The 20,546-nt window shown below is 38.7% G+C and carries 20 protein-coding genes, 1 rRNA gene and 1 other RNA gene; 5 read left to right on the top strand and 17 right to left on the bottom strand.

Annotated features, from left to right (window positions below; all coding sequences use genetic code 11):
- Window positions 1–16 precede the first annotated feature (16 nt).
- The 3 genes from IGI79_RS03555 to IGI79_RS03545 all read right to left on the bottom strand — a co-directional run bounded on the left by IGI79_RS03555 (window position 17) and on the right by IGI79_RS03545 (window position 3,202).
- A 16S ribosomal RNA gene (locus IGI79_RS03555) occupies window positions 17–1,577 on the bottom strand.
- A gap of 810 nt (window positions 1,578–2,387) precedes the next feature.
- The gene (locus tag IGI79_RS03550; RefSeq protein ID WP_019724011.1) at window positions 2,388–2,750 is read right to left on the bottom strand and encodes a hypothetical protein; all 363 of its coding nucleotides are present in this window, start codon (window positions 2,748–2,750) and stop codon (window positions 2,388–2,390) included.
- Window positions 2,751–2,821: 71 nt separating this feature from the next.
- Window positions 2,822–3,202 carry a CvfD/Ygs/GSP13 family RNA-binding post-transcriptional regulator gene (locus tag IGI79_RS03545; RefSeq protein ID WP_019724010.1) on the bottom strand — a complete coding sequence of 127 codons (381 nt, stop codon included), beginning with the start codon at window positions 3,200–3,202 and terminating at the stop codon, window positions 2,822–2,824.
- Window positions 3,203–3,292: 90 nt separating this feature from the next.
- Between IGI79_RS03545 and IGI79_RS03540 the strand changes: the two genes are divergently transcribed.
- Window positions 3,293–4,459 carry a MalY/PatB family protein gene (locus IGI79_RS03540; protein WP_065096163.1) on the top strand — a complete coding sequence of 389 codons (1,167 nt, stop codon included), beginning with the start codon at window positions 3,293–3,295 and terminating at the stop codon, window positions 4,457–4,459.
- A 147-nt stretch (window positions 4,460–4,606) separates the two neighbouring features.
- Here the strand turns inward: IGI79_RS03540 and IGI79_RS03535 are convergent, their stop codons facing one another.
- Together IGI79_RS03535 and IGI79_RS03530 are read right to left on the bottom strand one after the other, a co-directional pair.
- The gene (locus IGI79_RS03535) at window positions 4,607–5,191 is read right to left on the bottom strand and encodes a peptidylprolyl isomerase (RefSeq protein WP_010736096.1); all 585 of its coding nucleotides are present in this window, start codon (window positions 5,189–5,191) and stop codon (window positions 4,607–4,609) included.
- A 50-nt stretch (window positions 5,192–5,241) separates the two neighbouring features.
- Window positions 5,242–6,354 carry an SLC13 family permease gene (locus tag IGI79_RS03530; protein ID WP_065096162.1) on the bottom strand — a complete coding sequence of 371 codons (1,113 nt, stop codon included), beginning with the start codon at window positions 6,352–6,354 and terminating at the stop codon, window positions 5,242–5,244.
- A 189-nt stretch (window positions 6,355–6,543) separates the two neighbouring features.
- On the opposite strand from IGI79_RS03530, the gene IGI79_RS03525 reads away from it, so the two are divergent.
- Together IGI79_RS03525 and IGI79_RS03520 are read left to right on the top strand one after the other, a co-directional pair.
- Window positions 6,544–7,542: an NAD(P)/FAD-dependent oxidoreductase gene (locus IGI79_RS03525; protein ID WP_335884855.1), complete on the top strand. Its 999-nt coding sequence runs from the start codon at window positions 6,544–6,546 to the stop codon at window positions 7,540–7,542.
- 92 nt (window positions 7,543–7,634) lie between these two features.
- Window positions 7,635–8,144, top strand: coding sequence for a phosphatidylglycerophosphatase A family protein (locus IGI79_RS03520; RefSeq protein ID WP_010736099.1), 510 nt, complete (start codon window positions 7,635–7,637; stop codon window positions 8,142–8,144).
- Between the two features lie 106 nt (window positions 8,145–8,250).
- Here the strand turns inward: IGI79_RS03520 and IGI79_RS03515 are convergent, their stop codons facing one another.
- From IGI79_RS03515 to tadA, 6 genes are all read right to left on the bottom strand, one after another.
- Complete coding sequence (locus tag IGI79_RS03515; protein WP_019723197.1) at window positions 8,251–8,898, bottom strand: TIGR01906 family membrane protein; 648 nt, start codon at window positions 8,896–8,898, stop codon at window positions 8,251–8,253.
- Between the two features lie 4 nt (window positions 8,899–8,902).
- Complete coding sequence (locus IGI79_RS03510; protein ID WP_335884544.1) at window positions 8,903–9,667, bottom strand: TIGR01457 family HAD-type hydrolase; 765 nt, start codon at window positions 9,665–9,667, stop codon at window positions 8,903–8,905.
- Between the two features lie 4 nt (window positions 9,668–9,671).
- The gene (locus tag IGI79_RS03505; RefSeq protein ID WP_335884543.1) at window positions 9,672–10,355 is read right to left on the bottom strand and encodes a YutD family protein; all 684 of its coding nucleotides are present in this window, start codon (window positions 10,353–10,355) and stop codon (window positions 9,672–9,674) included.
- An 11-nt stretch (window positions 10,356–10,366) separates the two neighbouring features.
- Window positions 10,367–11,773: a bifunctional metallophosphatase/5'-nucleotidase gene (locus IGI79_RS03500; protein ID WP_335884545.1), complete on the bottom strand. Its 1,407-nt coding sequence runs from the start codon at window positions 11,771–11,773 to the stop codon at window positions 10,367–10,369.
- A gap of 157 nt (window positions 11,774–11,930) precedes the next feature.
- An RNA gene (gene ffs / locus IGI79_RS03495) (signal recognition particle sRNA small type) lies at window positions 11,931–12,015 on the bottom strand.
- Between the two features lie 40 nt (window positions 12,016–12,055).
- Window positions 12,056–12,550, bottom strand: a complete 495-nt coding sequence (gene tadA, locus IGI79_RS03490) for a tRNA adenosine(34) deaminase TadA (protein ID WP_010736104.1) — start codon at window positions 12,548–12,550, stop codon at window positions 12,056–12,058.
- Between the two features lie 131 nt (window positions 12,551–12,681).
- Here tadA and IGI79_RS03485 point away from each other — a divergent pair, with 131 nt between their 5' ends.
- Window positions 12,682–13,533 (top strand): helix-turn-helix domain-containing protein, encoded by an 852-nt coding sequence (locus IGI79_RS03485; RefSeq protein WP_207463673.1) that lies wholly within the window; start codon window positions 12,682–12,684, stop codon window positions 13,531–13,533.
- Between the two features lie 70 nt (window positions 13,534–13,603).
- On the opposite strand, the gene IGI79_RS03480 is transcribed toward IGI79_RS03485, so the two are convergent.
- Window positions 13,604–13,939: a hypothetical protein gene (locus tag IGI79_RS03480; protein ID WP_019723191.1), complete on the bottom strand. Its 336-nt coding sequence runs from the start codon at window positions 13,937–13,939 to the stop codon at window positions 13,604–13,606.
- Window positions 13,940–14,205: 266 nt separating this feature from the next.
- The gene (locus IGI79_RS03475; protein ID WP_019723190.1) at window positions 14,206–14,751 is read right to left on the bottom strand and encodes a hypothetical protein; all 546 of its coding nucleotides are present in this window, start codon (window positions 14,749–14,751) and stop codon (window positions 14,206–14,208) included.
- A 468-nt stretch (window positions 14,752–15,219) separates the two neighbouring features.
- On the opposite strand from IGI79_RS03475, the gene IGI79_RS03470 reads away from it, so the two are divergent.
- Window positions 15,220–16,695 carry a helix-turn-helix domain-containing protein gene (locus IGI79_RS03470; protein WP_207463675.1) on the top strand — a complete coding sequence of 492 codons (1,476 nt, stop codon included), beginning with the start codon at window positions 15,220–15,222 and terminating at the stop codon, window positions 16,693–16,695.
- 129 nt (window positions 16,696–16,824) lie between these two features.
- Here the strand turns inward: IGI79_RS03470 and IGI79_RS03465 are convergent, their stop codons facing one another.
- From IGI79_RS03465 to IGI79_RS03450, 4 genes are all read right to left on the bottom strand, one after another.
- The gene (locus IGI79_RS03465) at window positions 16,825–17,529 is read right to left on the bottom strand and encodes a zinc metallopeptidase (protein WP_010736109.1); all 705 of its coding nucleotides are present in this window, start codon (window positions 17,527–17,529) and stop codon (window positions 16,825–16,827) included.
- Window positions 17,530–17,606: 77 nt separating this feature from the next.
- Entirely contained in the window at window positions 17,607–17,945 is a 339-nt protein-coding gene (locus IGI79_RS03460; protein ID WP_086334394.1) for a zinc ribbon domain-containing protein YjdM, read from the bottom strand.
- 300 nt (window positions 17,946–18,245) lie between these two features.
- The gene (locus tag IGI79_RS03455; protein WP_207463676.1) at window positions 18,246–19,196 is read right to left on the bottom strand and encodes a DHH family phosphoesterase; all 951 of its coding nucleotides are present in this window, start codon (window positions 19,194–19,196) and stop codon (window positions 18,246–18,248) included.
- 15 nt (window positions 19,197–19,211) lie between these two features.
- Window positions 19,212–20,543 carry a DRTGG domain-containing protein gene (locus tag IGI79_RS03450; protein WP_019723185.1) on the bottom strand — a complete coding sequence of 444 codons (1,332 nt, stop codon included), beginning with the start codon at window positions 20,541–20,543 and terminating at the stop codon, window positions 19,212–19,214.
- Window positions 20,544–20,546: the final 3 nt, after the last annotated feature.

Below are 20,546 nucleotides of genomic sequence, written 5' to 3'. Positions count from 1 at the left end.
CCGTAATATTCCTTAGAAAGGAGGTGATCCAGCCGCACCTTCCGATACGGCTACCTTGTTACGACTTCACCCCAATCATCTATCCCACCTTAGGCGGCTGGCTCCAAAAAGGTTACCTCACCGACTTCGGGTGTTACAAACTCTCGTGGTGTGACGGGCGGTGTGTACAAGGCCCGGGAACGTATTCACCGCGGCGTGCTGATCCGCGATTACTAGCGATTCCGGCTTCATGTAGGCGAGTTGCAGCCTACAATCCGAACTGAGAGAAGCTTTAAGAGATTAGCTTAGCCTCGCGACTTCGCGACTCGTTGTACTTCCCATTGTAGCACGTGTGTAGCCCAGGTCATAAGGGGCATGATGATTTGACGTCATCCCCACCTTCCTCCGGTTTGTCACCGGCAGTCTTGCTAGAGTGCCCAACTAAATGATGGCAACTAACAATAAGGGTTGCGCTCGTTGCGGGACTTAACCCAACATCTCACGACACGAGCTGACGACAACCATGCACCACCTGTCACTTTGCCCCCGAAGGGGAAGCTCTATCTCTAGAGTGGTCAAAGGATGTCAAGACCTGGTAAGGTTCTTCGCGTTGCTTCGAATTAAACCACATGCTCCACCGCTTGTGCGGGCCCCCGTCAATTCCTTTGAGTTTCAACCTTGCGGTCGTACTCCCCAGGCGGAGTGCTTAATGCGTTAGCTGCAGCACTGAAGGGCGGAAACCCTCCAACACTTAGCACTCATCGTTTACGGCGTGGACTACCAGGGTATCTAATCCTGTTTGCTCCCCACGCTTTCGAGCCTCAGCGTCAGTTACAGACCAGAGAGCCGCCTTCGCCACTGGTGTTCCTCCATATATCTACGCATTTCACCGCTACACATGGAATTCCACTCTCCTCTTCTGCACTCAAGTCTCCCAGTTTCCAATGACCCTCCCCGGTTGAGCCGGGGGCTTTCACATCAGACTTAAGAAACCGCCTGCGCTCGCTTTACGCCCAATAAATCCGGACAACGCTTGCCACCTACGTATTACCGCGGCTGCTGGCACGTAGTTAGCCGTGGCTTTCTGGTTAGATACCGTCAAGGGGTGAACAGTTACTCTCACCCTTGTTCTTCTCTAACAACAGAGTTTTACGATCCGAAAACCTTCTTCACTCACGCGGCGTTGCTCGGTCAGACTTTCGTCCATTGCCGAAGATTCCCTACTGCTGCCTCCCGTAGGAGTTTGGGCCGTGTCTCAGTCCCAATGTGGCCGATCACCCTCTCAGGTCGGCTATGCATCGTGGCCTTGGTGAGCCGTTACCTCACCAACTAGCTAATGCACCGCGGGTCCATCCATCAGCGGCACCGTAAAGCGCCTTTCAAAACGAAACCATGCGGTTTCGATTGTTATACGGTATTAGCACCTGTTTCCAAGTGTTATCCCCTTCTGATGGGCAGGTTACCCACGTGTTACTCACCCGTTCGCCACTCCTCTTTTCCCGGTGGAGCAAGCTCCGGTGGGAAAAGAAGCGTTCGACTTGCATGTATTAGGCACGCCGCCAGCGTTCGTCCTGAGCCAGGATCAAACTCTCATAAATAAAAGTTAGAACAATCTTGCGATTGTTAAGCTCAATTTGTTTGCTAGCATATTGCTTGCTTGTTAAAAATGTTTGTTGTCTTGAATTGAATCAAGACGCCCTACACATTTGGTTTGTCTTACTTTGTTCAGTTTTCAAAGGTCTACGTGATAATCGAAACACAACTGTCTCAACTTATCATTTGTGATTGCCGTAGCAACTTTTATATCTTAGCAAACTCTCGAATGATTGTCAACTATTTTTTAAAAGTTTTTTGAACTCGTTTTTCACGAGGTCGTTTTAGCAACTCACTTATCATAACTCGTCGCATGTTATTTGTCAACACTTTATTTCGCTTTGAATTCTTACATACAAACGTCTCACAAAGCGCTGAAATAATTCAACTTCGTTATATTAACATGGTTTCATCCAGCGGTCAATAGTTTTTTCGATGTTTTTCTGAATATTTTCAAAAGAACTTTTTTTCGAATCAACGTTTTCTAATTTACCATGCTACACACCTAGCGTCAATACTTATTTTTAAGTAAAAAAAGACAAGGCTTCCAATCATTTTATGATCATTCGGATTATACATGTATTTAAGTGCTTTTTTTATAAAATAGGTAAAAAATCAATTGAATCCTGAACATTCTCTTCTACTTTTCTTTTAAGATAGACAAAAAAAAGAAGTTTGAAAGATATTCAAACTTCTCTGAAAGTCCTGCTTGGTTCCAAAAAATGATCTCCTATTTTATTCGTTGATTCTCAAGTAGTCAACGATACACCTGCGAACGGTATTCATTTCTCTTTGGTAGAGGTACTTGAATCAATTTAAAAAATCGGTACACCATCTACTTCATAAATCCCTAGTACCGTACGCATTTGTCCTGGATCTTCCCAATGATAACCTTCGCCTAACTGTTCTTGTTGATTTTTTTGTTCCGTTTCAAAAACAAAAAGTGGAACATTTTCTTGATTGATATGGGTATTCGTCAACTCCATCAAGTTGATTTTACTCACATCAATATGAACGATTTCTTTTAAGAAACTAAGTATGTTTGCTAAACCAGTCTTATCATTTGAGTGGTCTGCGCATGCGAACTCTAATTTATTCTCTCTTGAATGAACTAAAAATTTTTTAGATCCATCCTCCAAATGCAACATAATTGTACCAGCGACTCTTTTGTTTGCCAAAATTTCCACCTCGATCAACTTGTTTATGGCTTACAAGAGAATTTTAGCATATTTTCAGAAAAAATACACTTTTATTTCCTTGATTCTTTTTTATCTAATTGGATCAACGCTTCCTTGATCCATATAGGTAACTGTTTTTCAATCGTTGCAAACCCGATTTTTTTATTTTTATTAGTGAAGTATCGTTTTCTTCGGTATGGGATCGATGGTACTTTCTTTTCTAAGGTACGTAACGACAGACTGATTTTATTCGAATACTCATCAATATCAATGATTTGTACAGTCACCGGTTGCCCCACCTTCAATAATGTATGAATACTTTTCGTATAACCAGATTGCACTTCTGATACGTGGATCAACCCTTGTGTCTCTTCATCTAATGAAACGAACGCTCCATATGGTTGTATTCCAGTAATTTTCCCTTTGATTATTTCGCCTATTCTATAAGTCATATACTTCCCTCTCTTCGCATTTATCATTATACTGTAAATATTAAAAAAAAAGAAGTTCTGTTCTTGCATCTAGATATGGAGGTCTTATAGATGGAACAATTTGATGAAATAGTTTCAAGACTAAACACAGATAGCGTAAAATGGGATGCCATCTCACAAACTTATCATAGGAATGATCTTTTACCTTTATGGGTAGCGGATATGGATTTTCTTGCCCCTCAAGGAGTAACAACCGCTTTTCAAAACTATCTGCAAAAAGGCATTTTTGGTTATTCGATCGTACCGGACGGTCTCTACCGATCAGTGATTGATTGGGAAGAAAGGCGCCATCATGTGACTCTAACTAAAGACCACATTCTTTTCACTAGTGGAGTCTTAGCTAGTCTCTCCTTGGCGATTCAAGCATTTACAGCTCCAGGTGATGCAGTGTTGATTCATGATCCAGTTTATCCGCCATTTGGTGCAATTGTTGAAAATAATGAGCGTCAATTGATTCGCAGTCCTTTAAATAAAACAGCCGATCATTTTGAAATGGACTTTCAAGATATGGAAGAAAAAATCGTCTCAAACAAGATAAAAGCAATGATTCTATGTAACCCGCATAATCCAGGTGGTCGTGTTTGGACTAAAAAAGAGCTCAAACAGTTAAGTGAACTCTGCTTAACATACGACGTCTTCTTATTTAGTGATGAGATCCATCAAGATATCGTCTTTTCCGGACATGGATTCACCTCGATGCAAACAATTGATCCTGCCCTTTCTCGATTATTGATCACATTCACTTCAGCAACTAAGACATTTAATCTAGCTGCAATAAAAAATTCAATGGTTTTCATCAAAGATCATGATTTAAAAAGTCGCTTTACGAAACAATTAGAAAAAAATCAACATCAAGGAATCAATACTTTCGGACTCTTAGGCACTCAAGCTGCTTACGAAACTGGTGAGGAATGGTTAAATGAGTTATTAGTTTATCTGGAAGAAAATGTCCAAGAAGTCATTACCTTCTTTACTAAGCATCTCCCTGATGTCAAAGTGATGAAGCCAGAAGGAACGTACCTTATATGGCTTGATTTTTCTGCCTATACGGACGATGACCGACTACTTGAAAAGAAGTTGATTGAAAAAGGCAGAGTCGTCTTGAATCCTGGGATCAGTTTTGGACCAAGTGGTCATTGCCATATGCGTTTGAATGTCGCTTGTCCAAGATCAGTATTAAAAGAAGGGCTTTTACGTATCCAACGTGCTTTAAGTTAGAAAACGAAAGAAGTCATTGGACAAAAAATGTTAGTCTTCCCTACTTTGTTACCACCCCAACCAAAAAAGCACCGAACAGCAAAAGTATTTTCTGCTTTTGCTGTTCGGTGTTTTTTTTTTTGAGCTTGGTATGTTTAAAATTTTACTTTATTCAGAAATCTCAATCGTTTCGATCACTACATCATGTACTGGACGATCTTGTGGTCCACGTTGCGCATTTGCGATATCATCGACTGTATCCATTCCTTCAAGTACATGGCCAAACACTGTATGACGGAAATCAAGCCATGGTGTTCCACCATTTTTATACGCTTCAATGATTTCTTTAGGGAAACCTGCTCCTTCTAATTGACTAAGCATGTTTTCTGGCACATTTGTGTTGTTGACGATAAAGAATTGGCTGCCATTTGTATTTGGACCAGAGTTAGCCATTGATAGTGCGCCACGTAGATTGAACAATTCGCGGCTGAACTCATCTTCAAAACTTTCGCCGTAAATGCTTTCGCCTCCCATACCTGTACCGGTTGGGTCGCCTCCTTGAATCATGAAATCAGGGATCACACGATGAAAAATCACGCCATCATAGTACCCTTTTTTTGCTAATTCAACAAAGTTTTGGACTGTTTTAGGTGCTAACTCAGGAAATAGTTTTACTGTAATATCTCCGCGGTTCGTTTTTATAAGAGCTTTAGGCCCCTTTTCATTCATAAGATCAAGTTGTGGAAATGCCATTTTTTCTTCCTCCTAAAAAATTCTGTCTTCCTGTGTAATCATAACATATTCTATTGATATACGGTAAAGATGAGCCACAAGAAAATCAAAAAAACGATGTTGTAGAATGCAAAGACGAATAAATACTTTTTTCTCCATTCCGGATATTGCTTGATGACTAATTTGTAAGAGATCAAACTTGCCATTGAAGCAATCAATGTCCCTAATCCTCCCAAGTTCGTCCCAATGATCAAACCCTTGATATTTTCTGTATAACTTGATAACAGGAGCGCCGCAGGAACATTACTAATCAATTGACTGGCAAAAATGCTTGCACTGACTTCATGATGCGCCACACTTTTTTCAAAAAAGGCTCGGACAACATCTACTTGTTTGATATTCCCGATGAATATAAAAAGAAAAACAAACGTAAATAATAAGGAGTAATCGATATGTTTAAAGAGTCGGCGATCATTGCCTAGGATACTGACACTCACTAAGACTAATACGACATAATGAGGGATGATGCCACTTACAGCTAGAAGACATATTAAAAATAGACCAAAATAAAAAATGAGTTGTTTTCGCTTTAACATTATCTCTTCTGTATTCGCCAAATCGATGGTATTATTCTTGATTCTCCCATAGATCAACACCACCAATAATATGGCAGCAGCCAGTGTATAGGGAAGCATCAACCGTAAAAATTCGAACAGTTGTAAGTGTGATTGTGCGAATAAATAAAGATTTTGTGGATTACCGATCGGAGTGAACATACTTCCTAGATTACCCGCAATCGTCATCAAAGTTATGACGAGAGGAATCAATGTTCGCATGCCGATCCTTTCTACTATCAATAGACCAAATGGTACAAAAATGATTAATGCCACATCATTCGTAATCAGCATACTACTGATAAACGTGAGAAACACTAAAATCAAAATAATCCCTCTCGTATTTTTTGTCTGGGTGATCAAATAATTGCCTAGATAATCGAAAAACTGTTGTTGCCGTATCCCTTCTACAATCAACATCAAACAAAAAAGAAGAATCAATGTGTGAAAATCGATATAAGAAAAATAATTGAAGTTTGGCGGGATGATGAACATGGTACCTATTGCTAAAAGAAAAGACAGCGTCAATACTCCGTCTTCTTTTGCATTGCTTGTTATTCTTTTAATCATAAAATTCTACCTCTTAGATTCAAACACTTCGTACTAGTAAAATAACTCTTTTTAGCTAATATTGAAAGTAAATAAACTATCTGTTAGATCACTCCTTATATTTTAGTGACTGCTCGTTCCATAATTAAACTATTTGAGAAGAATTCTCAATTAAATTCTGTTATAGTGTCACCAAGGGAGGAATTTCAAATGGAAATTTACGATATTACAATTATTGGTGCAGGGCCGGTTGGCATGTTTGCAGCTTTTTATGCTGGTATGCGCCAAGCGAAAACCAATATTATTGATAGTTTGCCTCAACTTGGTGGACAGTTAACTACCTTATACCCTGAAAAATATATTTATGACATTCCTGGTTATCCAGCAATCAAAGCGGTTGATCTTGTTAATAATTTAAAGAAACAATTAACCACTTTTAATCATACATTTCATTTAAATGAAGAAGTTCTCTCACTTTCCCGAGAAGATGAGATCATCGAGATCACTACTACGAAAGGTATCCATTATTCAAAAGCTGTGATCCTGACGCTAGGAAGTGGTTCTTTCCAACCAAGAAAGCTGAATTTAGAACATGCTGACCGATACGAAAACCATGGGTTAGATTATTTCGTGAACGACTTGATGAAATATGCAGGAAAGAAAGTTGCCATTGCTGGTGGTGGGGATTCAGCAATCGACTGGGCACTGATGCTTGAACCTATTGCGAGTGAAGTTTATTTGATTCATCGTCGAGAGGCATTTAGGGCTCATGAACATAGCGTCAATCAGTTGAATCAATCCTCTGTAAATGTATTAACACCTTATTTGATTGAGCGTTTAGCTGGTTCAAATGGAGAGTTGTCAGACATTCGTCTAAAAAAAGCTAAGACGGATGAAACGATTGATCTCATGGTTGATTCATTGATCGTCAATTATGGGTTCACTTCTAACTTAGAGCATCTGTCTTCATGGGGACTTGAAAGTTCCAGAAATGCAATCACCGTCCACTCTGATATGTCAACTTCAATTCCTGGTGTGTATGCTGCTGGCGACATTTGTAGCTATGAAGGAAAAGTGAAATTGATTGCCACAGGATTTGGAGAGGCTCCGACTGCTGTCAATAATGCGTTGCATTTCATCAATCCGAAGGAACGTACGCAACCTGGTCACAGTACAAGTCTTTATGATAAAACGTTTGGACCAAAATAACTTAGCTGCTTTTTTATAAAAGAAATGATTCTTGCTTTTTGTACGTACTACGTTACCATTATAGATAGAAAGAAGAGACGGAGGAATCAAAAATGGTCATAAAAACAGAAACCTTAGAAGAAAAAGCGCGAGATCTCCTAAAAGAACGTGGCGTAACGATCGAGGATATCGCTGAATTAGTCATGTTTTTACAAAAAGACTATATCTCAGATTTAAGCTTGGAGGATTGTGCGGAAAGTATTAACGCAGTCTTGACAAAGCGTGAAGTCCATAACGCGATCATTACTGGCATCCAATTAGATATCCTGGCAGAACAAAAACAATTGATGAGCCCTCTTCAGCATATCATTGAAGATGATGAAGGATTATACGGAATAGATGAAATTTTAGCCTTGTCGATCGTCAATGTTTATGGAACGATTGGTTTTACCAATTATGGCTATATCGATAAAGTAAAACCTGGGATCTTGAAAAAGTTAAATAGTCACGATGGCAAAAATGTCCATACATTTTTAGATGATATCGTGGGAGCAATTGCCGCTTCTGCCGCAAGCCGTTTAGCCCACCAAGAACCGGAAAAACGGAGCCGTTTGACACAATAATCAAATAAAAATAAAAAATCATCCATAAAAATCGCAAAAGGATTTTTATGGATGATTTTTTGCTATATCCGAAAAAGCAATCAACGTGCTACACAAAAGTGATTGTTTAATTGTTCCCCTTTTTCAATTCTCTTTTGCCAACAAGAACCATCAAAGCGAAAAATAATTCGATAAGCACAAAAAACAGAATGAAACAATGCATGAAGTATTGCTCAGGTAACACATTGATGATTGGATCAGTCTGAGGATCAAACAACCAGTCATCATTATTGAAAAATGTTTCGTGAAAAAGAATAAAAAAACGATCAAAACCAATCAACATGAAAAAGCCAAAAACAAATGGTAGGATCATGCCGATTTGGAATGGGCGGATTAGTCGCCACAAACGCTGATTTTTTTTCAACTGGCGAAGGAACAAGCCACTTGGGATCAATGTAAGTAACAACACCGCATAATTGAGCATGAATAATAACTTGACTTCATAAAAATGATGTAAGCCACTCGCTGACATTGGAAAGTCGGGAAGTGCCAACACTTGCTCAAAAGGATTATTCAGATACCTCATCAGTTGATCATAATTTTGGAGTAATGTTGGCTGATCCACGGTAGTGTAATCCAAGATGCCTAGATGTCCGATATCAAATACATAAAGTGGACGAAAATTGATCGTTATTGCAATTGCTAAAGTGAGCAACGTCAGGAACAAACTAACCATCCCCGCATATTCCACCCATTGCCATCGTTTATTTTTCATTGTTTTAGAAACTCCATTCATCTAACGATTGCAAAACGAAGGTAGCTGGTGTTGGTAGATCTGGAATGTCTTCTTCTTTGGTAAAACCTGATAACACAAGCAGTGTGTCGATCCCATTACGAATCCCTGCTTGGATGTCAGTTTCATAATTGTCCCCTACCATGATGACTTCTTCTTTCTCCAATCCTAAAAGTTCCACTGCTTTATCCATAATGATTGCTTCTGGCTTACCAATATAGACCGGTGTGGTTTGTGTCGCTGTCTCTACAAAAGAAACAACCGAGCCAGCTCCAGGTAATAATCCTCTTTCTGTAGGGATATTTTTATCAGGATTTGTACCGATGAACGTTGCTCCTTTTTGGATTGCTAAGGTTGCGGTCACCACTTTTTCGTAAGTTAAGTGATTGTCTAAACCTACTACGACATAGTCCGGGTGTTTTTCTTCCCATACAAATCCTGCTTCCAAGATCAAATCTGTCAAGCCAGCTTCACCGATCACATACACTTTATTTCCTTTAGCGTCTGATTTCATGAAATCAATGGTCGCTAGAGATGCTGTATAGATCGTTTCTGGTGAGACATGGATATCAAACTCAGTGGCTAAACGTTGTGCCACTGTTCCCGGTGTTTTTGTCGTATTGTTGGTTACAAATAAAAAGGGCGTCCCATTTTCCTGTAACTGTTCGACGAATCGTTTTCCTGCCGGTATCGGCTCCGTTCCACGATAGATCGTTCCGTCTAAATCGATCAAATAGCCTTTATAATTCATAGGATCATTCTTCCCTTTGTCTAATAGTAAAATTCTTTTTAGAAGTTGATTTTGTTGGGCGTTCTGATGTTTTTTCAGTTCCCTTTGGTGTTGCCTTAGTAGTTGCCGGTTTACGATTTTTGATCACAGGTTGTTTGCGTACCGATTCAACGGGCGCTTTTTTTTCATCGATATGCGCTTGATTGTTGCGATTCGAATTTTTTTTCTTTTTACGTCGTTGGGTATTTTTTTCTTTTTTTCCACCAATACGTTCAATGACAAAATATGCACAGCCAAAATTACAATATTCGTATAAATAGTCTTCTAATGCATCAATTCGCTGATCTGGGTGAGCACGTCGATTCGTGGCATCAAAAAAGCCTTTCAAACGTAGCTGTTCGTAACCCCAGTCACCTACGATGTAATCGTATCTGGAAAGCACTTCGCTATATCTCTCACCAAGCTTCTCAGCATTGAAACCTTCCCGGTAATCCGTTACGATACGATAAGGTCTATCACCAATCAAAAGATTCGTTTCATCTGTCAATGTGACGATTTCTCCTTTGACTTTCTCTGGCTTCGTTTCCTCGATTATTTCTTCTAAAACTGCCGTCACTTCTTCGGTCACTGTTTGTTCTTGTGAGCGATCGACCGTTTCTTGACTCTCTTTTTTGTCACTGTTGTGTTGTTTATTTTGTTTCGTCGACATGCTTTCACCACCTATTTCTCTATTATACCTTCTTTTTCATTGGTTGGGTAGTGAGCATTTAAGTAGTCTCCCACTACTGTGCGAATAAATTCGGGAAATAAAAAATCGACCTGTCCGACAATTTCGATGGTTGGGAAAAACGGAACAAACATCAGATGGTCGACCGTAGTAACGGTATAATTCTTTTCCTCTTCGATTGGTTGTTTTTGCCACAGAACTTCTCGATTGACCGCATCATACGTGATCCCACTATAGAAAATCTCACCGAATATCTGACCACGAAACCCCATTCCCCTGATAGGAAAATTCCGTAAAAAGAGGCGACTTTTTTCGATTTCCAACACTAAGCGAATCATATCTGACCCTTTCAGCGTGACGTTGATCAAATGCATCGGATGTGGCAGTGCACTATGGAGTTGATCTTGATCCACCAGCCCTTTAGGTACGCTATTCAAAAAAAGACCACTATTCAGAAATGATGCTTCTGTGTTCCCTCTTTCTTTTACCGCTTCTAAAGCAATTTGGATAAAGGAATGTTCATCAAATAAATCAAGTGATAAGTCAAATGGCAGATCAGCCACTTTCTTTTGCGCTAAAAGATGATGTCCTTGTTCAAGGTAACCAGTGATTTCTTTCTCATCCTCAACAAAGGCAGTCATTGTCTCTGTCGGAATCGCTTTGGCGTAGTGTCCGACGATTTTTTTATTTTCCAATGAAAGATGTACTTCCCCTACATATTGCCCAAATTTTCCGGCAGCGGCTAATTGTACCTCATTCACGACTTTCCCATCAATAAAAAGATGATGGGTATGTGATCCTAAAATCACATCGATTGCAGGGATTTCTTTTGCAATCTGTAAATCATCTTGAATGCCTAAATGACTCATTAAAACAAGGACGTCTACCTGTGGACGTAATTGCTCAACTAACTCTGGCAACAGATCATAAGGTTGACGGATATCCCAGCCATTTGGATTATACGTCAAAGGGAATGGTGCAGTAAAAGCAATTAACCCAACTTTTGTTCGTTGCTTTGTTTCGATGATTTTATATGGCTTTGTCCATACTGGTGGTTGCAAAGTATTTTTATCGAATAAGTTGCTCAGTAGCACATCAAAATTCGCGTGATCATATAAATGATTCAACTCATTCTTGGAATTACCTACACCTTCATTATTCCCTATAGTTGCTGCATCATAGCCGATTTGATTCATTAGTTCAACATTGGCATGGCCATTCGTTGCTTCTGACAAAGGATGCCAACGATCAACAAAATCCCCAAGATCGACCGTGAGAGTTGTCGTATTATTTTTTTTCTCATTTTCACGCTTTTTTTGCTCAAGGAATCTTCTGATCCGTGGCCAGTTTTCAAGATGAGAATGTAAGTCATTCGTGTGTAAAAGAACGATTTCTTCCACTGTTAGTTCCACCTCACTTTTTTTCATCATACCATAGGGTTCCCCTTTGTTCACATGGAAAGTTTTTGCACAAAAAAAGGTACTTAGACTTTTTTACAAAATCTAAGTACCTTAAACTTGCCTCTAATAAAAAAAGCCCTTTAGGCTTAATAAATCCAATCAATCAGACACATGGCGGCACCTGCTTAGTGCTGCTTCCTTCCGGATCTGACACGCTTCACAAGCCCACCATTGTCCTAGCCTTTCGGCAAGGAATAGTATACCGCATTTTATTATCCTTGGCTAGTCCTTTTTTAATTTCTTTTTCTTTGCTCGCAAATTTCTAAAAAACACAGATAAAAGTTCACCACATTCTTCTTCTAATATCCCGCCCTCCACCTCGGCCTGATGGTTAAAACGTTCATCCTCAAGTAAATTCATCAATGTCCCTGCGGTTCCTCCTTTTGGATCATAGGCACCAAAGTAAACTTCTTTTACGCGAGAAAGAATCATGGCACCGCTACACATTGGACACGGTTCTAACGTGACATATAATTGTGTTTCTTCTAAACGCCAACTTCCGATGGCCTTGCATGCTTCTTGGATCGCAATCATCTCAGCATGTGTTGTTGCATTTTGTGTTGTTTCCCTCAAATTGTGTCCACGCCCAATAATCTGTCCTTGGTGAACCACGATGGCGCCGATTGGTACTTCTGCTAACGCTTCTGCTTTTTTGGCTTCTTCAATAGCCACACGCATCCATTCTTCTTTTATTCGCTGTTGTTCTGTTTCTTCCACTTGTATTCCTACCTTTTTTAGATTTACTTATCTTCTCTATCAAACATAGTATAACTGGCTTTTTAGTGAAGTACAAAGAGTTTTTCCTTATCACCATGTCCTATGGTAAACTAGGGGATGAGGTGAAGTAAATGAACACAGAAAAGTTACTTGGATTATACCCAAATGCACAAAAAAAGAATGCTCCTTCTTCTGATGATCGAATTCTTTCACTGGTTGTAGAAGATTACTTCTTGTGGATCGATAAAAGTTCCTTGTCCGTTCAAGAAGAAAAACTTTTGAAAGCGTTATTCCAGAAAACAAACACCTTAGACAGCCATCCTTGGTATAAATATTTATTTGAGGAAAAGGTATATGTATGTGAAGAAAGCTGCCGAATCATTCAGTTACATTTTGAAAAGAGATCAGATTTCTTACAAAAAGAATGGCGAGAAACAATTTCCGGATTATTTCCCGAAGCTCTTGATTTTTTTCTTTACACAGAGACAGATGCGTTGATCATCGAAAGAAAGCATGCCAATTATTTGAATACGGCAGATCTTAAAGGCATCTTTTTATCTCTTGATGTCGATTTTGATATGACGACACAAGCCTTTGTCGGTTCATTTCATTCAGCTGGACAAAATCTAACCGCTATGTTCAATGAAGAACGAAAAATTTTCCTGAATAAACGAACACACATACAAGTAGCCGACCAAACGACTTCCATACAAGAAATTGCCCTATATTATTATACAAAAGAATTAGTTACATCCAGTCAGCTAACAAATGAATATCAAGAAATAATCCGTAGTTTTAAAATGGAAGACATCATTATCGAACTGTGGAAAAATTTCGGGAATATCAGTTCAGCGGCTAAACAACTTTTCATGCATCGAAACACTCTCCAATATCGGATCGAAAAGTTTGACGAACAAACAGGCTTCAATTTAAAAAAAGCAGATGACTTACTCTTTTGTTATCTCCTTTTGTTACACATATAAAAAAGGAACAAGCAGCAATAAACATCGCCTCGCTTGTTCCTTTTTTCGATCAATTCAAAGAGAATCGTTTTTAGATCATTTTCTCAACAAGTGACATCAGACGACCTTTTGCATCTTCTGTTGAGTCTTTGATAGAGTCACCGTAGACAGAAATTTTCTTTTTGCCAGATTTAATCTTTGCTAGCATGCCCATCAATGAATCTAAATCGCTATCTGATAAATGGTCGACGACATCTAATAACTTTTCATTCCCATCAAATTTGTCATACACGAATTTTTTTACTTTTGTTCGGTTACTTAGATGATGGATTTTTTCGATCACTTTGCCAGAAACAACTACAGCTGTTGCCACACTTGCTGCTGCTGCGACACTTAATCCAATCGTTACTTTTGTTGATGTTTTCATAATTATCAGCTCCTTTTTATCTACTACAATCATATCACAGTCAAATAGATAAGCGAACTAATTGCTATGAGCCCTGCCCGATGAATAGCAAAAAAATTTACAAAAAGCACATACTGTCTTGTTTTATTATTTGCTTTTGTACGACGCCTCATTTGGCATTTTCGGTTTCAAGCAACCTTAGTTTGATGCGTAAAAAAAGCACCTCCTTTTTGGAGATGCTTCACACGAACAACTAATGTAAATCATCCATACTAAGAAATGTAAGGTCAATTAACCGGAACGTATTGGATATTTGTTAGCATTTCAGGCAAATCATCTTCTAATTCTGCTAACTTATTCCAAATCAATGTCATTGTCTCAAAAAATTCCTTTGATGATTTATCTGAATTTAAACTTCCTAGTGCGTTCAGCCAAAGAAGTTCTAATAAATATGCTTCTTTGATTCCCGTATGTTCTCTGACAAATTCTGAGAACGTTCGTTTGAACAACGAGGCCATGTCTAATTCGGATTTGATAACTACTCCTCTAATACTCTCATGAATCGAGAAAAACTCCTTCAATAAATGAACGACACTGAAAAAATCGTCAATAACGTATTCAGCTAAATATCGATCAAAACATATCGTGATCTCTTCGATAATTTTTTCTTTTAGTATACGGATTGATTTAAAATGTGCATAAATCGGGTAAGTAGAACATCCACAAAAAGATGCTAAACTTCTCGCTGTGATTGTCGATAACCCATTTTCTTCAGCATATACCATACTCTTAAATAGTAAATATTCTTTACTAAAGTTCGTCACTCTTCCCACGAAACCATCCATCCTTTCCGATTATCTTATTCATATCCGGCAATGATTCTTTCTTTAATTTCCCCTTACTATCCAGCTCATCATCTAGTAGGAAAAACTTATGTAAACCATGAAGAAACAAGTTTTGATAAAAAAAAACGATAATAACATATTTCGGGGGTTAAAATATGTCTCTTTGTAATAGAAGCTTGATTTATCTGATGCCTCGTCATAAATAAGTTTTTAAAAATAACAATATACTCAATTAAATAACAATACATTCCCTCAACCGAGTTTATTTAATTGATTCCAACTTGACAAAATAAGCAAAGAAATAAACAATAGAATAGATAACTAATTATTATTTCTTAAAATAACAAGTTATATAATCAAATTCTATTACTATGTGAGAATATCATACATTGAAAACACTTTCCACTCACATTTTATGTCACTACTAGTACACTAATTGTCAGAAAGGAGTTCAACATGTTAATCGATGCAAAAAAGAAAGAGTTATTAGTCCTCTATACGATCACTCAAAAAAGTCAATGTACGTTGAAAGAGCTTGCGGATGAACTGATCATCCCTAAACGGACAATCAAAGAATTGATTCGAAAGTTGAATACTACGATTGAACAGCAATTGAGCATTCCTGCTTTTATTTTCTCTACACACAAAGGAGAAATAACTATATCCGATGAGTACCAAGAAATAAAAATGATGATTTATCACAAACTCAAACTTTTTTATTTAAGAGAATCCAATCGTTTCAACTACTTATTACTTATGGTCAATTATCCCAAAGCGAATGTTCCAAAAAAATATTTATTGGAGCAATTGTACATATCCCACTCTTACTTAGAAAAATTAACACACCAATTGAATGAAACACTTCAAGATTTCGAAATCGAGATCGTTTCATCGCAAGGCTGTTATTTGTTCAAAGGAAACGAATTATTTATCCGACTCTATCTGTTTTTTATTCTATCTGATGCTTTTCAAGGGTTGGAATGGCCTTTTGATAAATTCAAATTGAGTCAACTAAAAAGAGAGCGGCGATTATCCAAAAAATTGCTCGTTTCAAAGCATTCACTGAAGTATCAAGAAAATCTGTATTTGTTGATTGCTATTTTTACGCTTCGTACGCAACAATCGTCGTTGATCACATCTGAATCTAATGAGGTTTATGCTATTTTAGAATTGCTACAACAAATACAAGATGTTTCTGGGAGTTATAAACATCATTTATTTAAACTTTTACCACATGAAGCAGCTATTGATGAACTCTTGCATTTTAATTTCCTGATCTATTGTTTTTTTCCTAATCTCATTTCAAGTCAGCAAAAAAGTTTGATTGGTTACACTTTGACGAATAAACGTAATCGCCTTTGTATCCAAATCACCTTACTGACAAAAGAGCTAGCTCAAGCCTTTCCAGTGATTTCTTCATCTGAAAAAAGGTTTTTCTATAATTACTATCTGATGCTTTCATTGGTTTCTATTTTAATGTTAGGAAATACGACACCCTTTTTCTACTCGTTGCATTTTCCTAAATCAGCACTTGAAGTGGATGAATCGAATGAACAAATACAACTAATCAAGCACATCATCTCTGAAGTTTTTCATGACCACCCCAAAAAAAGCTTGATTATTTATTATTTGAGTAGCTTGATCTACAACCTTTTACAGTCTGAAACAAATGAAAAATTATTGATCTATGTACAGATGAATAAAACACTGACAGGAAATTATCATATACAAAATCGATTACGACAAGTATTTGACGAGAAAATGATTCGCTTGACAGAAAATCCAGAACAAGCCGATTTGATCGTCACTGATTGGTTCGATAAATTTCATCAAACGAGTAAAATTTTTTACCTTGATCCTAGTAAAGAAAAAGATTTGTGGGTAGATCTAGTCACAAAGATCCAACAACTTTATGTCAATAAAATGATTTGATTCAAAGAAAAAATAGGAGAAGCCAGCGTTACTCTACTGACTGGTCTGTAAAGTAATACCGATTTTCCTAAAATAAAAAAAGTGAGTGGATCAGTCTAAATGACTGTCCCTCACTTTTATTGGCTTGTCCTAGTCTCGACGATTACCACCAAAGATCAAAATCAAACGTAGTAATTGTAAGAATGTAGATAGCGCCGCAGCAACATAGGTCAAGGCAGCCGCAAATAGCACATGTTTCGCCATCGGCACCTCTTCTTCTGTCAGTAAGCCACCTTCACTTAAAATTTGGATCGCTCGTCTTGACGCATTGAATTCTACTGGTAGCGTAACAAGTTGAAACAATAGTGCCAATGAAAAAGCGAAGATACCAATATTGATCAACGTCGTATTCCAACTAAATAATACACCTACCATGATCAATGGGAACGAAATCATTGAGCCAAAATTTGCGACAGGCACTAATGAAGCTCTGATTTTCAACGGAGCATAGCCAACGGCATCTTGCACTGCATGACCGCATTCATGGGCAGCGACTCCAATTGCAGCAACTGATGTAGATTGTGCTGTAGCTTGCGATAAGCTTAACATCTTGTTCCCTGAATTATAATTGTCCGTCAAATCACCGGCGATTTGTTGGACGCCAACGTTATTGATTTTCTGACTTTGTAAAATGAACTGGGCGGCTTGTGTACCAGTCACATTATTTTTGCTTCTGATTTTGTCGTATTTACGAAAAGTACTATTGACGTAAGCAGAAGCGATTCCGGAAATAGCTAATCCAGCAATAACTAAAAGAAACGTTGGATCTAAGCCATAAAAACCATATCCATACATAATCGTTTCACCCTTTCCTCATTGCTTTTATTTTACCATTGTTCGAGTAGAATAATTGTGAAAAGAGATTGAATATTTTAATTCTTTTTGACAAATTCTGATTTCAGCTTCATCGGACCAAACCCTTCGATTTTACAATCGATATTGTGGTCTCCTTCAACTAAACGGATATTCTTCACCTTTGTTCCTTGTTTGATAGGTGAGGAAGCTCCTTTAACTTTTAAATCCTTGATAACGGTCACACTGTCGCCATCTGTTAAACGATTGCCGTTTGCATCAATTACTACTAGGCCTTCTGCTTCTGTTTCTGTTTCTTCAGATGGTGTCCATTCGTTTCCACATTCAGGACAAATCAATAATCCCCGATCTTCATAAGCATATTCTGAACCACATACTGGGCAATTTGGTACTGTCATGTTGTTTCTCCTTTTTGTTCGTTATTGAGCAATATTATAACGGAAAAATAACAGTTTGAAAAGAGCAACTTCTTATCGGAGATCCTAAACTGCCTACGCTGATTCAATCTCACTGACCTTGATTGCACATATCCCTGATAAAAAGACAATCAACTTCGATGAGTAAAAGGTCAAGGCAGAAGTAACCTGATTGCCGAAGAGGTCACTTCTGCCCCCACCATTTATTCGTGCCAAAGGGAATAGATAAAAGAGCATGTAACGTTTGCTTAAAATTCTCGATTGACTACTTGGAGTACACTTTTAACGTGCATAATTGGTGCAAGCTTCTTGTATTTCTTTGTAGATCTCTGCTACTTCTTGCAGGTCTTTTGCATTTGCGCCACTTGCCAAGGGATGGCCGCCACCATGATGTCGTTTGGCGATCTCGTTGATGACTGGTCCTTTTGAACGTAAACGTACACGATAATAGCCCTCTGGTTGTTCGACAAAAATCGCCCAAGCTAACACTTCGTCAATCACACCCGGTAAAGAGACAACAGCTGCGGTCTCTGAATCGACGATGCCATACTTGCCTAACAATTCTTGTGACAAAATTACTTTTCCGGCACCATTTTCGTCAACTTCGATCGTTTGATAGACACAACCGGATAGTTTCGCTACTTTCATGGTGATTTGTTCGATTTCACGATTCAATTGGCTTGCATCGAAAGAATACTTTCTTAACGCTGCTGCTATTTCTAACGTGCGACCTGTTGTTGAAGGATATAAGAACCTTCCAGTATCACCAACGATTCCTGCATACAATAAACGAGCAGAATCGCTGTTCATTTTCAGCTCATTGGGGAACATCAAAGCAAACTCAGCGATCATTTCACTACAACTGCTGGCTTTCGTATCTACCCAAAGTAAATCGCCATAGGGTTCATCATTCGGATGATGATCGATTTTGATCACTTGATCTCCTAAGGAATAGCGCTTGTCATCAATACGTGGCGCATTCGCTGTGTCTGTCACGATAACTAATGCCTCTTGATAAAAGGCATCATCGACTTCTTGCATTTCTGTTAAATAACGCAAGCCTTCTACGTCTTTTCCCACTTGACGAACGTCTTTATCTGGAAAACTATTACGTAATAACTCGGCTAATCCCACTTGTGAACCTAAAGCATCTGGATCAGGTCTTTGATGTCGGTGGATCACGATTTTTTGATATTTCTTGATTTCATTCAAAATCTCTTCTTGTATGGTCATTTTCTTTCCTACTCTCTACGAACGTTCCATCACTTGGCAAACAACAATGGCTTTAGCCACGATCGTGTTTTCTATAAATACTTCTACATCGAGTTTAGCGGACCTTCTGCCGATTTCCAAAACTCTTGGACGAATGTCTAACTCACTTTCGATCTGGATCAGACGAAGGTAATGCAGATTCATTTGCTCCAACAAGATATTTCTTCGTTGGTTCATGATCATTGTTTTTTGCGCAACATCTGAAATGATTTCACTTAACACCCCAAAAGAAATCGTTCCAACACCTGTCACCATTTGTGGCGACACCTCAAATTTGAACTTAGGTGTCGTCAATCGATTGCCTTCACGGTCTGTATCGATTGTTTGGATCGCACCGGAAATCTGATCAGAGATCGTATCAGCGATTTGCGGTTGACGTTGCACCAATTGCATCGCCTTCATGACATCTTGCCGTGTGATCAATCCTTCTAACGTCAAATCATCGGAAACGACTGGCATGACTTCTAAACCATCCCAAATCATTTGATGCCCGACAGAAGCGACACTCATCGTTTTCTTGACACTGATTGGATCTTTTGTCATGACCCGATCAATGACTTGTGTCGGTGCTTTGCCTACGACATCTTTTGCCGTAATGATCCCCATTAAACGCATGTGATGATTCACTACTGGGAAACGAGAATGTTGGGTTTCTTCTGAAATCCGTTGATAATCAGCCACCGTATCCGACTGTAACAAATAATGTGTTTTCTGGGCAGTCAGATAAATATCACCGACGAGCATGATGTCTTTTTTGATGAGTTGATCACTAAGCGCTCGGTTGATCATCGTCGCTACGGTAAAGGTATCATAGGTCGTGCGTAAAATCGGCATGGCTAATTCATCCGCTAATTGGGCAATCTCAGGTGTCGTATCAAAACCACCCGTAATCAACACTGCCGCTCCATCTTCGAGCGCTAACTTTTGTACTTCTGTACGGTTACCAACGATCATCAATGAACCTGGAGTGATATAGCGTTCCATCGCGTGTTCGGTCATCGCACCAATGACAAATTTATTCAAGACTTTATCTAGACCGACTGCCCCGCCTAAGACATCGCCTTCAATGATCCGCACGACTTCTCCAAATGTCAATCGTTCGATATTTTTCTTCAATTTGCGCTCGATCCGAATGGTTCCTACTCGTTGGATCGTGGACACTAAGCCTACATTTTCAGCATCTTTAATTGCTCGATAGGCCGTTCCCTCACTGACATTCAATTCTTTGGCTATACTACGGACAGATATTCGATTCCCCACTGGTAGGCTTTCGATATATTCTAAAATCAAATCATGTTTTGTCGCCATCTC

The sequence above is a fragment of the Enterococcus sp. AZ084 genome (assembly GCF_051714905.1).
Taxonomy (GTDB): domain Bacteria; phylum Bacillota; class Bacilli; order Lactobacillales; family Enterococcaceae; genus Enterococcus_B; species Enterococcus_B pernyi.
This window is presented reverse-complemented; position numbering and strand designations above follow the sequence as displayed.